Origin of the sequence: Bradyrhizobium sp. 930_D9_N1_4 (assembly GCF_052076015.1) — a bacterium.
In the GTDB taxonomy this organism is placed as follows: domain Bacteria; phylum Pseudomonadota; class Alphaproteobacteria; order Rhizobiales; family Xanthobacteraceae; genus Bradyrhizobium.
In genome coordinates this window covers 5,687,661-5,700,468 of the sequence record NZ_CP197236.1, presented here as the reverse complement: position 1 = coordinate 5,700,468, position 12,808 = coordinate 5,687,661, and the positions used below count along the sequence as shown (strand labels likewise).

Sequence of the window (12,808 nt, the reverse complement as noted above, 5' to 3'; positions counted from 1 at the left end):
ATTGTCCGGTCTAATCAGACCACATCCTTCTGTGTATGCTTGCGGCTACAAGCCACGCGTATCCAGGGCGTCATGACAGAAGAGTTGAGCGAGCGAACCAAAGCCAACATGGATGTCGTCCTGGAGGAGACGTGCCGCCAATTGCCGCACGGCGGCGATCACGACAGCCGCAGGATCATCGCCGAGCGCCTGATCGAGGCGGCGCAGGCGGGACATTCCACGCTTGGCGAACTCGGCATCATCGCAAGGCGCGCGCTGGCGGAGATCATCGCCAAGGGCAACTAGCTTGCCTCGCCGCGCGCCGCGGACGTAACCTGTCGGGGAACCTTGTCGCGCATCGAGATCCCCAGGATGCGATCCCTGTTTGCGCTTGCTGTGGCCCTCTCACTGCTCTGCTGCGACGGTGCGGCCGTCGCGCAGGCGGTCGGGCAGTACCCGTTCGCGCTAACGCGTGAAGGGCAGATGCTCGGCGCGGTCGAGGGCGAGGTGGCGTCGTTCAAGGGACTGGCTTACGCGGCCCCGCCGGTCGGCGAGTTGCGCTGGCGTCCGCCGCAGGCAACGGCCGAGAACCGCGAGATGCGGACCGCTTATGAGTACGGCGCGCCGTGCCTTCAGCGCGCGCTGCCGGGGGCGGGCGAGGACTGCCTCATGCTCAACGTCTTCCGTCCGTTCGGCGTCGATGGTCCGCTGCCGGTGATGGTGTTCGTCCATGGCGGCGGTTTCGTCGGCGGCACCGCCAACGATCCATTGTTCGGCGGTGCAAAGCTCGCACAGGCAGGCCTCATCGTGGTCACCCTGAACTATCGCCTCGGTGTGCTCGGCTGGCTGAGGCATCCGGCGCTGTCGGAAGGCGGCTCCGGCAATTACGGCTTGATGGACCAGATCGCGGCGCTGCGCTGGGTGCACGACAACATCGCGGCCTTCGGCGGCGATCCCGGCAATGTCACCCTGTTCGGCAGCGGCGCGGGTGCGACCTCGATCGCGCTTCTGATGCTGAGCGCGCCATCGCGCGATCTGTTTCAGAAGGCCATTCTACAATCGCTGCCCGGCCGCGCGCGCTTGCGTTCAGCGCAGGAGGCGGAGGCGATGGGCCGGCAATTCGTGGCAGCGCTTGGGTCGGAGGCGGATTTGCGGGCCTCCGCGCCGGCGCGACTGCTTGCTGCCGAACATGACCTGCTCGCCAAATCCGCCCGCAGCTTCGCGCCTGCGATCGATGGCAGCCTGGTGACCGAGGACATCGCAGCGGGATTCATGGCAAGGCACGAGAGCCGCATTCCCCTCATCATCGGCGCGAATGACGACGAGACGAGTTTCGATGGCGATCAGGAGATCGAGGAGACGCTGGCGGCCTCGGGCGAGAACAGCGAGGAGGTGCGCAAGCTCTATCCCGACATCGCAATGGCATCGGAGCGCGCCGCCAGATTTCATACCGACAAGGTCTTCTCGGAGCCGGTCAGGCTGCTGGCCCGCCTCCATGCGGCAACCGGTGCGCCAACGTTTCGCTATCGCTTCGCTTACGTGCCCGAGGCCCGGCGTGCAAACCCCGATGAAGGGCACGGGCGCGAGTTGCAATTTATTTTCGGTGCGGAAGGCGTACCCGGTGCGGGACTATTCACGCGAGGGGATCGCGAGGTCGCGAACCGCATGCGCGCTTACTGGGTCAACTTCGCGAGGAGCGGTGATCCCAACGGCGCAGGTTTGCCGCATTGGGACGAGGCCGCAGACCGCGACCGGCTGCTGCTGATCACGAACGATCACATCGCGAGCGGAGACGACCCGAGGGCGGGCATTCTCGACCGGCTCGCAGGTGAGAGCAGGAAATGAGTTGGAGTCAGGCCGCGAGCTCGACGCGGGGCGCGGGGCTCAGCCGGTCTTCTTCCAGATGGTCGATCGCGCCGTCCTTCTCGACGGCATAGAACTGCTGGCCTTCCCTCGAGCGGTAGGCAGCGCGCACGACGCCGCGGCGGCCCTTGTCACTGTTGACGACGTCCCCCAGCGCAAACTTCTTCATCTCACGTCTCGCTTGTCTTCTGACCGATTCCTTCGGCCACAGCCGGATTGTGGGCGGCAAATCGTTAACGACTTGCTAACCATACCGGTTTGCCTATGCTCGCCGCCGATCGCGCGCGCAGTTCGCACGCGCATGTTGCCAAAGAGACGAAAACCGATGACGCGACTTCCGACCCTGTTCCTGTCGCATGGCGGCGGCCCCTGGCCGTTCATGGAGGACCGGCGGGTGCAATATGCCAAGACCGCCGCGGAATTCGGCCGGCTGCCGCAGCTCCTGCCGGAGAAGCCCAAGGCCGTGCTCGTCATATCAGGACATTGGGAGGCCGACGCCTTCACCGTGTCCACCTCGGCGCATCCGCCGATGGTGTACGACTATTACGGTTTCCCCGAGCATACCTACCATCTCAAATATCCGGCGCCGGGCAAGCCCGAGCTTGCCGCGGATGTGAGGGCGCTGCTCAAGCATGCAGGCCTCGATTGCCGGGAGGATCCCAATCAGGGTTTTGATCACGGCACCTTCGTGCCGCTCGGCCTGATGTATCCGAACGCCGACATGCCGATCGTGCTGCTGTCGCTGAAGTCCGCCTACGACGCAGCCGAGCATATCAAGGTCGGGCAGGCCATTGCATCGCTGCGCGACGAGGGCATCCTGATCGTCGGCAGCGGGCTCACCTATCACAACATGCGCGGCTTCAACCGGCCCGAGTCCAAGCCGGTCTCATATGATTTCGAGGCCTATCTCAACGAGGCGATCAGCCATCCGGATGCGGCGCGCCGAAATGCGATGCTGGTCGATTGGGAGAACGCCCCGAGCGCGCGCCTTGCGCATCCGCGCGAGGACCATCTGCTGCCGCTGATGGTCGCGGCAGGCGCCGCCGGCAGCGACGTCGGCCATCGTGTGTTCGTGGACGAGGTCTCGAACGTCGCGATGGCGTCGTATGTGTTTGGGTGATTGATCTTCTCCCTCTCCCCGTTCTTACGGGGAGAGGGGTGGGGTGAGGGGCTCTTCTGCGTATTCGGTGACAATTGGACTCGCGGAGACTCCCCCTCACCCGGAATCCGCGCTGCGCGCGAATTCCGACCTCTCCCTGCAAGCGGGGAGAGGTGAAGAAATGTCCTCACCCGTATTTCAGCTTCATGAAGAGGATGCCGCCGGCGAGCACGATGGTGATGGCGTTGGCGGCGACCAGCGGCGCGTCGCCCGAGAGCAGGCCGTAGATCAGCCAGAGCGCCAGGCCCAGCACCATGACCAGGAACATGCCGAGCGAGATGTCTCCGGTAGAGCGGGTCTTCCACACCTTGATGGCCTGCGGCGCGTAAGCCACGGTGGTGCAGGTGGCGGCGGCGAAGCCGATCAGCTTGATCACGAAAGGGTCCATGCCGGACTTATAACATCGATTCGGGTTTGGCCGTGCTTCCGGGGCGGCAGTCTGCGCGCGCCTCGTCCTTCGAGACGGCGCTTACGCGCCTCCTCAGGATGAGGCCAGGCAACATCGGTGCTGTCGAGACTGCTGCCGCGCACTCCATCCTCATCCTGAGGAGCCCGCTGAAAGCGGGCGTCTCGAAGGATGCGCCTCATGCGCGGCGCGAAGCCATGAGGTCGCGATAGAGCGCGGCATAGTCGCCGGCGCGGTTGCGCCAGGAGACGTCGGTCGCAAGGCCGCTCAGTTGCAGCCGGCGCCAGGTCGCCTTGTTGCGGAAGGCGGTATTGGCCTTGCCCAGCGTGGCCGCGAGGGCATCCGCGGTTACCGGACCGAACTTGAATCCTGTGGCCTCGCGATCCGACGAGCCGGCCTCGCCGATATCGACGATGGTGTCCTCGAGGCCGCCGACGCGGGAGACGATCGGGATGGCGCCGTAGCGCAGCGCGCAGAGCTGGGTCAGGCCGCATGGCTCGAACCGCGACGGCACGATCAGCGCGTCCGATCCGGCCTGGATCAGATGCGCCAGAATCTCGTCATAGCCGATCATGACGCCGATCCGGCCCGGGTTCGCGCGGGCCGCAGCCTGATAGCGGTCCTGGAGATCGCGGTCGCCGCTGCCGAGCAGCGCGAGCTGCATGCCCTGGTTCAAGATGGTCGGAAGGGCCTCCAGCAGGAGATCGAGCCCCTTCTGCCAGGACAGCCGGCTGATGACGCCGAGCAGTGGTGCCTCATCCGAGGAGTCGAGATTGAACTGCTGTTGGAGCACGGCCTTGTTCGCGGCCCGGAACGTGAGGTCACCTGCACCGAAGCGGTAGGCGATGTGCGGATCGGTTTGCGGATTCCACACCTCGGTGTCGATGCCGTTGAGGATTCCGCTCAGCATGCCCGAGCGTTCACGCAGCAGGCCGCCGAAGCCCATGCCGCCTTCGTCGCTCTGGATCTCCTGCGCGTAGGTCGGGGAGACCGTGGTGATGCGGTCGGCGAATTGCAGGCCCGCCTTCAAAAAACTGACGCCGCCGAAATATTCGAGGGCGTCGACATTGAACGAGGACCAGGGCAGGCCGATCGAACCGATCAACTGGCGATCAAACTTGCCCTGATAGGCCATGTTGTGGATGGTCATCACGGTGCCCGGACGCGGGCGATTGTCATAGTGCAGATAGGCCGGCGCCAGGCCGGCCTGCCAGTCGTGGGCGTGGACCACATCGGGCACGAAGGCCGGGACGAGGCCGTGGCCGATATCGGCGGCGATCCGCGACAGCGCCGCGAAGCGTACGCCATTGTCGGGCCAGTCGACGCCCTCGGTGGTCACATAGGGGTTGCCGGGCCGCGCGTAGAGATGCGGCACGTCGAGCACGAACAGGTCGAGACCGTCATGCGAGCCGGCGAGCAGGCGTCCTGGGCCGCCGAAATAATCCGGCCAGCGCCGGATTTCGTCGGCACCGGAAAGCAGCCGCATCACGTCGGGATAGCCCGGCATCAGCGTGCGCATCTCGACGCCATGGGCCTTGAGCGCAATCGGCAGCGCGCCGGCGACATCCGCGAGGCCGCCGGTCTTGACGATGGGATAGACTTCGGAGGCGACCGCGAGGACGCGAACAGGCGTCATGTATTGAGCCTGTCCAGCATCGACTGGGTGATGAGCGAAATGCCCTGCTCGGTAGTGCGGAAGCGTTTTGCGTCGAATTCGGGATCCTCGCCGACGACGAGCCCTTCGGGGATCTCGACGCCGCGATCGATCACGACGTTCTTCAACCGCGCACCGCGGTTGACATTGACGTACGGCATGATCACCGCGTTCTCGACATTGGCGTAGGAGTTGATGCGCACGCCGGTGAACAGCAGCGAGCGGCGCAGAGAGGCGCCGGAGATAATGCAGCCGCCCGAGACCAGCGAGCTCACGGCCGAACCGCGACGGCTTTCCTCGTCGTGGACGAACTTGGCCGGCGGCGTGATCTCTGCGTAGGACCAGAGCGGCCAGGCACGATCGAACAGATCGAGCTCCGGCACCACGTCGGTGAGGTCGATATTGGCCGCCCAATAGGCATCGACCGTGCCGACGTCGCGCCAATAGGCCCGCGGGTCGCTGCCGGAGCGGACGCAGGAGGTCGAGAACTGGTGCGCGATCGCACGGCCGTTCTTGACGATGTAGGGAATGATGTCCTTGCCGAAATCGTGATTGGAGTGGGGATCCTCGGCATCGCGCTTGAGCTGGTCGAACAGGAATTTCGAGTCGAACACATAGATGCCCATGCTGGCGAGCGAGACGTCCGGCTTGCCCGGCATCGGCGGCGGATCGGCGGGCTTCTCCAGGAATTCCTGGACCCAGCCGTTCTCGTCGATATGCATGATGCCGAAGCCGGAGGATTCCGCGCGCGGCATTTCGAGACAGCCGACCGTGACGTCGGCGCCGCTGTCGACATGCTGGCGCAGCATCACCTCGTAGTCCATCTTGTAGATGTGGTCGCCGGCGAGCACGACGATGAAGCGGGCGTTGTGGGACTCGATGATGTCGATGTTCTGGTAGATCGCGTCGGCCGTGCCGACATACCACATGTTTTCCGAGACGCGCTGGCTGGCCGGGAGGATATCGAAACTCTCGTTGCGCTCCGGGCGGAAGAAGTTCCAGCCCATCTGGAGATGCCGGATCAGGCTGTGCGCCTTGTATTGGGTGGCAACTGCGATGCGGCGGATGCCTGAATTCACGGCGTTCGACAATGCAAAGTCGATGATGCGGGACTTGCCGCCGAAATAGACCGCGGGCTTGGCGCGCCGGTCGGTCAATTCCAGCAGCCGGCTGCCGCGTCCGCCAGCCAGGACAAACGCCAGGGCCTGACGGGCGAGCGGTTCATTTCCGGCGGCACTCATGTCATCCTCCCACACTCTGGCGCTAGCCAGATTCTGGCGCAAACCAAGGCCTCTGCGAGACGCCTTTCGGCCGCGCACCATTGGAACCGATAGTAACGGTACGAATAGTAAATCAGGAAGATGGTTGTTGGTTGCGAACGCGCGGGAAGCTTAATGCTTTGCCGTGGTCTTTCCGCCTCCGGCTTCGCGGGCGCCGGCGGTGGCCTGACCACAATTGAGGCATACGGGCGAAGGCATATCCGGGCTCTCTTGTGCGGTGCACGCAATCGACGGCTGTGACTTTTGGAGGCTTTGACTTGGCGCCGGGATGCCCGATCATGGCCTTACGATCCTTTTCGAAAAGAAGCGTCAGACAGGGAGCAAGTCGATGAGTATCTGGAGAATGGCAATTGCCTGTTCGCTGGCGGGTGCGGTGATGGCCGGCCAAATCGAGCAGGCGTCAGCGGCCCCGATGCCGACCAATGTCGCGACCATGAAGGCCGCGGTTGGCGATGACACCACGCAGGTGCATTGGCGTGGCCGAGGCTTTGGATGGGGTTTCGGCGGCCTCGCGGCCGGCGCGATCATCGGCGGCGCCATCGCCAGCAGCTCGCCTTATGGCTACGGCTATTATGGTGGCGGCCCGTATTACGGCGGCGGCTACGGATATCCGGGGCCGGGTTACGGCTATGGTTATGCGCCCGCTTACTATGGCGGCTATGGGCCAAGCTATGGATATGGCGGTTACTACCCGCGTCCCCGTTACTACGGCTATCGCGCCTATCGTCCGTATTACGGCCCTCGCTACGGCTATTACCGGCCGTACCGCGCCTATCACCGCGGATACTGGTGAGCGCTTCGCGCGGCTAGAGCGAGAGCCACACGATCAGGCTCATGCAGGCGAAATGCGCGAGCACGATCGCGGCGAGATGCAGCGGGCCGGCCTTGAGGCTGGACTTGCGCATCCCGCCGCGCCCCCGCGCTAGTTCGAGCCCGCGGCCGCAGCGGTGAAGCTGCGGTCGAAGGCCTTGCTGACGTCGAGCGTCTTCGGCAGGATGCCGTAACGCGTCGAGCGGTCTGAGGCTTCCTGGACTTCCTTCACGACGTTCTCGTCGATCACGATCGGGCTGGTGCGCTGCGCGGTGTAGGCCGACAGCAGCACGTCCTCCGGCAGTTTGGTCAGCTCGGCTGTACTCTTGGCGTACTCGGCGACATGGTCGAGCGACCACAGCCGCGCCTTGTTCAGCCGCTGCAACAGATCCTGCACCGCCGCGCGCTTGGTGGCGATGGCGCTGTCGGTGGCGACGATGAAGGTGATGGTCGGCGTCAGGCCTTCGCCGTCGGCGATCACGCGCGCCTTGTCCTTCAGCGTTGCGAACGAGATGTAGGGCTCCCACACCGCCCAGGCATCGATCGAGCCGGCGACCAGCGCGACCTTGGCATCGACAGGGCCGAGTGGCGCGAAGGTCGCGTCTTCCAGCTTGATCTGCGCCTTCTCCAGCGTCGCGTCGATCAGGAACTGGCCCCAGCCGCCACGCGTGCCGGCGAGGCGTTTGCCCTTGAGATCGGCGGCCGACTTGATCGGCGAATCCTGGCGCACCAGGATCGCTTGCGTCTTCGCATCCGATTTGGTGCCGCCGATCGCCTTGATCGGGGCGCCGGCCGCATAGACCGAGAGGAAGGAGAGATCGCCGGTATAGCCGACGTCGAGCGCGCCGGCATTGAGCGCTTCCAGGATCGGGGCTGCGGCCGGGAATTCCGACCATTCGATCTTGTAGGGCAGGTCCTTCGCGAAGCCCGAGATTTCCAGCAGCGATCGATTGCCGCCCTTCTGGTCGCCGACGCGCAGCACCACGGCGTCGGCCGCGAACGCGGCGGCGGCCGTCGACAACGTGATGGCGGCGGCAAGCAGCGATGCCGCGAGCCTGCGGGTGATGGAATGGTCGTGGGAGTTGATGCTCATGTGGCCTGTCTTGTTGCTTGCTTGTTACTTCGGCTCACGACGCGTGAGCGCGTGATGCAGCGAGACGATCAAGTCTATGATCGCGCGATGCGCAGTCAATGAAATGGCTGTCCGTATTGCGCGCGCGACCGGCAAGGACATTTCGGCGCAGCGCCACTTTCGAGAACGCGCGGCATGCGCAGTCGAATATGCGCAAGAATGAAGCAGCAGAGGGAGTCGCACGGCGACCTCGCAAGATGATGCATCGACGAAAATCGTTTCATCGTCCCCGTGTGTGCTGATGGAGAGAATGACCTCGCTTCGCGCCACATTCGAAATTCCATTTCATTGACGATGCCGCGGGCGCGCCGCATGATTTGCGCATCGCATCAAAGCGGCGCGGGAAGCGCCGGCGAAAAATATTCTCTCAACGCAGCTCCGGACGGAACATGCGCAGCGCGAATTGCTGCGCGAATGGCGGAGCCATGCCAGCGCAGGAGCGGGGATCGATGGGCAACGACAACAAGCGCGACGGATCGGGACTGGACCGGCGTCATTTGCTCCAGGCGGGGCTGGCTGCGGCTTTCGCTGCGCCGCTCGGCGCGTTTGGTGCGGCACAGGCCTTTGCGCCGCAGGCGATCGCTCCGGGCGTCGACCTCTCGGAATTCCCGCTGTGCCAGACGGCCGCGACGGGCCCCGTGCTCACGGGCGCGCCGCGCAAGCTGAAGCTGTCCTGGAACGCGGGCGCGGTGTGCCTTGCGCCAGTGCCGGTCGCCATTGAGCACGGCTTCTTCCAGAAGCAGAATCTCGACATCGAGCTCATCAACTATTCCGGCTCGACCGACCAGCTGCTGGAGGCGATCGCGACGGGCAAGAGCGATGCCGGCCTCGGCATGGCGCTGCGCTGGCTGAAGCCGCTGGAGCAGGGCTTTGACGTCAAGATCGCCGCCGGCACCCACGGTGGCTGCATGCGCGTGCTGACCCGCGCCGACTCCAATGTGAGCAAGCTCGCCGATCTCAAGGGCAAGATCGTCGCGGTCGGCGATCTCGGCGGCCCCGACAAGAACTTCTTCTCGGTCCAGCTCGCCAAGCTCGGCATCGATCCCAACAAGGACGTCGACTGGCGCGCCTATCCCGGCAACCTTCTCAACGTTGCCGTGGAGAAGGGCGAGGTGCAGGCGTTCCTGTCGTCCGACCCACTCGGCTATCTCTGGCTCAAGGACAGCCAGTACAAGGAGGTCGCCTCCAATCTCGACGGCGAATATCGCGACAAGAGCTGCTGCATCCTCGGCCTGCGCGGCTCGCTTGTGCGGGAAGAACCTCAGGTCGCGCGTGCGCTGACGCAGGCGCTGCTCGACGCCGCGATGTTCACCGCGCAGAACCCGACCGTGACGGCAAAGTCGTTCCAGCCCTACGCGCCGAAGACCGCGTCTCTCGCCGATATCGAGGGCATGGTGCGTTACCACACCCACCATCATCATCCTGTCGGCGAAGTGCTGAAGCGCGAACTCAAGGCCTATGCCGACGATCTCAAGAGCGTGCAGGTCTTCAAGCAGAGCACCGATACCGCCAAATTCGCGGAGCGCATCTATGTCGACGTATTCGCTGTCTGACGGCGTCGCCTCCGGTGCACCGCGCCTCTCGCGCGCACCGGTCCTGGCGAGCTGGGTCCGTGAGTCCGGCATCGGCGTGATCGCCAGCGTCGCCTGGATTGCCTTTGGTCTCTCCTGCCTGTGGTGGGAGGATGTCGGCGACTGGTCGCGCACGCATTCGCTCGGCATTGCCGCCTTCATCGTTGCTGCGATCGCGTTGTTCGGCACCGTCGGCGCCGATTATCTGGGCTCCGCGGGCAAGGCCTTGCGCCAGCGCGCGCCGTGGCTCGTGGCGCTGGGCGCGTTCCTGACGCTGTGGGAAGTGGCCACCGCGAAATTCGCCTGGCTGCCGCTGCCGTTCTTTCCGCCGCCGCAGTCGATCATCGAGGTCTATACCGACGATCTGCCGAAGCTGCTCGACAGCGTCATCGCCTCGGTCAAGCTCCAGCTCGGCGGCTATCTGATCGGCGCCACCGTCGGATTCCTGACCGGCGTCTCGATCGGCTGGTCGCGCGCGGTCGGCTATTGGGTGCATCCGGTGCTGCGCTTCATCGGTCCGCTGCCGGCGACGGCCTGGCTGCCGATCGCCTTCTTCACGTTCCCCTCGAGCTGGAGCGCCTCGACCTTCCTGATCGCGCTTGCGACCGGCTTCCCCGTCACCGTGTTGACCTGGTCGGGCGTGGCAAGCGTCAGCAACGCCTATTACGACGTCGCGCGCACGCTGGGCGCCAAGCCGTCCTTCCTGGTGCTGAAGGTCGCGATCCCCGCGGCGCTGCCGCACGTATTCGTCGGCCTGTTCATGGGGCTCGGCTCGTCCTTTGCCGTGCTGGTCGTCGCCGAGATGATCGGCGTCAAGGCCGGGCTCGGCTGGTACCTGCAATGGGCGCAGGGCTGGGCCGCCTATGCCAACATGTATGCGGCGCTGATCGTGATGTCGTTGCTCTGCTCCGGCGCGATCACGCTGCTGTTTGCGATCCGCGACCGCCTGCTGGTCTGGCAGAAGGGGACCGTGAAATGGTAGCCGCAGCCGCACTGGCCGAGATTGCGACTCCGCCCGCCGCCGGCGCCGCGCTCGACATTGAGCAGGTCAGCCATGCTTTTGATATCGATGGCGCTGAATTGCCGGTGCTCGACGACGTCAGCATCTCGGTCGAGCCGGGCGAATTCGTCGCGCTGCTCGGCCCCTCCGGCTGCGGCAAGTCGACCTTGCTGCGGCTGGTCGCCGGTCTCGACAAGCCCAAAGCTGGTGCGCTGCGCGAGGACGAGGCCCGTATCACCAAGCCGCATCCCTCGCGCGTCGTCGTGTTCCAGGATCCGACGCTGTTTCCCTGGCGCACGGTCTGGGACAACGTCGCGCTGGGGCTGGAGGCGCAGGGCATCCTGAAGAGCCAGCGTCATCGTGTCGATGATGCGCTCGATCTCGTCGGTTTGTCGGACTTCCGCACGGCCTACCCGCACCAGCTCTCCGGCGGCATGGCGCAGCGCGTCGCGCTGGCGCGGGCGCTGGTCAATGATCCCAAGATCCTCATCCTCGACGAGCCGCTGGGCAAGCTCGACTCGCTGACCCGCATCACCATGCAGGCCGAGCTGGTCTCGCTGTGGCAGCGCAAGGGCTTTACCACGCTTCTCGTCACGCATGACGCCGAGGAGGCGCTGGTGCTCGCCAACCGCGTCATCGTGTTCAGCGATCGCCCCGCGCGGCTGAAGGCCGATATCCGTGTCGACCGTCCCTATCCACGCCATCGCGGCGATCCATATCTGGCCGATCTGCGCCGCCAGATTCTCGGCCTGCTAGGATTAGATGCAACATGGTGACTTCCGCAGTCCAGGGCCGGGCGGCCCATAGCGAGCCCGACTACATCGCGCGCGCCGAGGCACTGGCCGAGAGCTTTGCCGGGCGTGCGGCCGAGCATGACCGCACCGGCAGCTTTGCCTTCGAGAATTTTCGCGAACTCTCGGAGGCAGGTCTGCTGTCGCTGACGGTGCCGGCGGTCCACGGCGGCGCCGGGGCGGGCGCACGCTACACCGCGCGGGTCCTCGGCATCATCGGCAAGGCCGATCCCTCGACCGCGCTGGTGCTGGCGATGCACTACATCAATCATCTGGTGATGGGGCGGAGCCCGACATGGCCGGCGAAGCTGGCGCGCAAGCTCGCGCGCGAGACGGTCGAAGGTGTCGCGCTGGTCAATGCGCTGCGCGTCGAGCCTGAATTGGGCTCGCCCTCGCGCGGCGGCCTGCCTGCGACGATCGCGCGGCGGACCGAGACCGGCTGGCGCCTGACTGGTCACAAGATTTATTCGACGGGATCGCCGATCCTGAAATGGTATCTGGTCTGGGCCCGGACCGACGAGGCCGAGCCGCGCGTCGGTCAGTTTCTGGTGCCGTCGGGCCTGCCGGGCACGCGCATCATCGAGACCTGGGATCATCATGGCCTGCGCGCCAGCGGCAGCCACGATGTCACCTTCGACGACGTCGTGATTCCGCTCGATGCGGAGATCGATGTCCGCAAGCCCCAGGAATGGCGTGCGCCCGACGTCGCGCAGGCGACCGTCCACACGGTGTTCGTCGCGGCGATCTATGACGGCGTCGCGCGCGCCGCACGCGACTGGTTCGTCCAGTTCCTGAAGCAGCGCGTTCCCGCCAGCCTCGGCGCGCCGCTTGCGACCCTCCCGCGCGCGCAGGAGATCCTCGGTGCCATCGAGGCCCGGCTCGCGGTCAATGCACGGCTGATCGAGACCTTCGCCCGCGACTTCGACGACGGTGTCGATCTCTCGACCGGCGAATCCAATGTCATCAAGCTGACGGTGACCAACAACGCCGTTGCCGTGGTCGAGGACGCCTTGTCGCTGACCGGCAATCACGGCCTTAGCCGCACCAATCCGCTGGAGCGGCATTATCGCGACGTCCTGTGCGGCCGCGTGCACACGCCGCAGGACGACGCCACGCGCACCGGCCTCGGCCGCGCCGCATTGGGCCTCTAACTTTCAGGAAAC

Annotated in this window: 13 protein-coding genes; 8 read left to right on the top strand and 5 right to left on the bottom strand. The window is 65.2% G+C overall.

Annotation, left to right across the window (positions count from 1 at the left end):
* The first annotated feature begins 84 nt into the window (after positions 1 to 84).
* Together AB7532_RS27145 and AB7532_RS27140 are read left to right on the top strand one after the other, a co-directional pair.
* Positions 85 to 285 carry a hypothetical protein gene (locus AB7532_RS27145; protein WP_441237755.1) on the top strand — a complete coding sequence of 67 codons (201 nt, stop codon included), beginning with the start codon at positions 85 to 87 and terminating at the stop codon, positions 283 to 285.
* Between the two features lie 66 nt (positions 286 to 351).
* Positions 352 to 1,824 carry a carboxylesterase/lipase family protein gene (locus AB7532_RS27140; protein WP_441237754.1) on the top strand — a complete coding sequence of 491 codons (1,473 nt, stop codon included), beginning with the start codon at positions 352 to 354 and terminating at the stop codon, positions 1,822 to 1,824.
* A gap of 7 nt (positions 1,825 to 1,831) precedes the next feature.
* Here the strand turns inward: AB7532_RS27140 and AB7532_RS27135 are convergent, their stop codons facing one another.
* On the bottom strand, positions 1,832 to 2,011 hold the full coding sequence (locus tag AB7532_RS27135) for a hypothetical protein (RefSeq protein WP_441237753.1): 180 nt from the start codon (positions 2,009 to 2,011) through the stop codon (positions 1,832 to 1,834).
* Positions 2,012 to 2,167: 156 nt separating this feature from the next.
* Here AB7532_RS27135 and AB7532_RS27130 point away from each other — a divergent pair, with 156 nt between their 5' ends.
* Positions 2,168 to 2,962 carry a DODA-type extradiol aromatic ring-opening family dioxygenase gene (locus tag AB7532_RS27130; RefSeq protein WP_441237752.1) on the top strand — a complete coding sequence of 265 codons (795 nt, stop codon included), beginning with the start codon at positions 2,168 to 2,170 and terminating at the stop codon, positions 2,960 to 2,962.
* Between the two features lie 166 nt (positions 2,963 to 3,128).
* Here AB7532_RS27130 and AB7532_RS27125 read toward each other — a convergent pair whose 3' ends face one another.
* From AB7532_RS27125 to glgC, 3 genes are all read right to left on the bottom strand, one after another.
* The gene (locus tag AB7532_RS27125) at positions 3,129 to 3,389 is read right to left on the bottom strand and encodes a SemiSWEET transporter (protein ID WP_441237751.1); all 261 of its coding nucleotides are present in this window, start codon (positions 3,387 to 3,389) and stop codon (positions 3,129 to 3,131) included.
* 196 nt (positions 3,390 to 3,585) lie between these two features.
* Positions 3,586 to 5,043, bottom strand: a complete 1,458-nt coding sequence (gene glgA, locus AB7532_RS27120; protein ID WP_441237750.1) for a glycogen synthase GlgA — start codon at positions 5,041 to 5,043, stop codon at positions 3,586 to 3,588.
* Complete coding sequence (gene glgC, locus AB7532_RS27115; protein ID WP_441237749.1) at positions 5,040 to 6,302, bottom strand: glucose-1-phosphate adenylyltransferase; 1,263 nt, start codon at positions 6,300 to 6,302, stop codon at positions 5,040 to 5,042. Before glgC ends, glgA begins: the two co-directional genes overlap by 4 nt.
* A 367-nt stretch (positions 6,303 to 6,669) precedes the next feature.
* Between glgC and AB7532_RS27110 the strand changes: the two genes are divergently transcribed.
* Complete coding sequence (locus tag AB7532_RS27110) at positions 6,670 to 7,134, top strand: hypothetical protein (protein ID WP_441237748.1); 465 nt, start codon at positions 6,670 to 6,672, stop codon at positions 7,132 to 7,134.
* 129 nt (positions 7,135 to 7,263) lie between these two features.
* Here the strand turns inward: AB7532_RS27110 and AB7532_RS27105 are convergent, their stop codons facing one another.
* The gene (locus AB7532_RS27105) at positions 7,264 to 8,244 is read right to left on the bottom strand and encodes an ABC transporter substrate-binding protein (protein WP_441237747.1); all 981 of its coding nucleotides are present in this window, start codon (positions 8,242 to 8,244) and stop codon (positions 7,264 to 7,266) included.
* Between the two features lie 488 nt (positions 8,245 to 8,732).
* On the opposite strand from AB7532_RS27105, the gene AB7532_RS27100 reads away from it, so the two are divergent.
* Genes AB7532_RS27100 through AB7532_RS27085 form a run of 4 tightly spaced genes read left to right on the top strand, consistent with a single transcriptional unit; the run spans position 8,733 to position 12,796 of the window.
* The gene (locus AB7532_RS27100) at positions 8,733 to 9,836 is read left to right on the top strand and encodes an ABC transporter substrate-binding protein (RefSeq protein ID WP_441237746.1); all 1,104 of its coding nucleotides are present in this window, start codon (positions 8,733 to 8,735) and stop codon (positions 9,834 to 9,836) included.
* Positions 9,814 to 10,836: an ABC transporter permease gene (locus tag AB7532_RS27095; RefSeq protein WP_441237745.1), complete on the top strand. Its 1,023-nt coding sequence runs from the start codon at positions 9,814 to 9,816 to the stop codon at positions 10,834 to 10,836. The genes AB7532_RS27100 and AB7532_RS27095 overlap by 23 nt, the downstream gene beginning before the upstream one ends.
* Entirely contained in the window at positions 10,830 to 11,630 is an 801-nt protein-coding gene (locus AB7532_RS27090; RefSeq protein WP_441237744.1) for an ABC transporter ATP-binding protein, read from the top strand. Before AB7532_RS27095 ends, AB7532_RS27090 begins: the two co-directional genes overlap by 7 nt.
* Entirely contained in the window at positions 11,624 to 12,796 is a 1,173-nt protein-coding gene (locus AB7532_RS27085; protein WP_441237743.1) for an acyl-CoA dehydrogenase family protein, read from the top strand. The genes AB7532_RS27090 and AB7532_RS27085 overlap by 7 nt, the downstream gene beginning before the upstream one ends.
* Positions 12,797 to 12,808 lie beyond the last annotated feature (12 nt).

Excerpts from the sequence above, each read along its gene's own strand:
- AB7532_RS27140 (WP_441237754.1), top strand. The coding sequence starts at position 352 with ATGCGATCCCTGTTTGCGCTTGCTGTGGCCCTCTCACTGCTCTGCTGC.
- AB7532_RS27135 (WP_441237753.1), bottom strand. The coding sequence starts at position 2,011 with ATGAAGAAGTTTGCGCTGGGGGACGTCGTCAACAGTGACAAGGGCCGC.
- AB7532_RS27130 (WP_441237752.1), top strand. The coding sequence starts at position 2,168 with ATGACGCGACTTCCGACCCTGTTCCTGTCGCATGGCGGCGGCCCCTGG.
- AB7532_RS27125 (WP_441237751.1), bottom strand. The coding sequence starts at position 3,389 with ATGGACCCTTTCGTGATCAAGCTGATCGGCTTCGCCGCCGCCACCTGC.
- glgA (WP_441237750.1), bottom strand. The coding sequence starts at position 5,043 with ATGACGCCTGTTCGCGTCCTCGCGGTCGCCTCCGAAGTCTATCCCATC.
- glgC (WP_441237749.1), bottom strand. The coding sequence starts at position 6,302 with ATGAGTGCCGCCGGAAATGAACCGCTCGCCCGTCAGGCCCTGGCGTTT.
- AB7532_RS27110 (WP_441237748.1), top strand. The coding sequence starts at position 6,670 with ATGAGTATCTGGAGAATGGCAATTGCCTGTTCGCTGGCGGGTGCGGTG.
- AB7532_RS27105 (WP_441237747.1), bottom strand. The coding sequence starts at position 8,244 with ATGAGCATCAACTCCCACGACCATTCCATCACCCGCAGGCTCGCGGCA.
- AB7532_RS27100 (WP_441237746.1), top strand. The coding sequence starts at position 8,733 with ATGGGCAACGACAACAAGCGCGACGGATCGGGACTGGACCGGCGTCAT.
- AB7532_RS27095 (WP_441237745.1), top strand. The coding sequence starts at position 9,814 with ATGTCGACGTATTCGCTGTCTGACGGCGTCGCCTCCGGTGCACCGCGC.
- AB7532_RS27090 (WP_441237744.1), top strand. The coding sequence starts at position 10,830 with ATGGTAGCCGCAGCCGCACTGGCCGAGATTGCGACTCCGCCCGCCGCC.
- AB7532_RS27085 (WP_441237743.1), top strand. The coding sequence starts at position 11,624 with ATGGTGACTTCCGCAGTCCAGGGCCGGGCGGCCCATAGCGAGCCCGAC.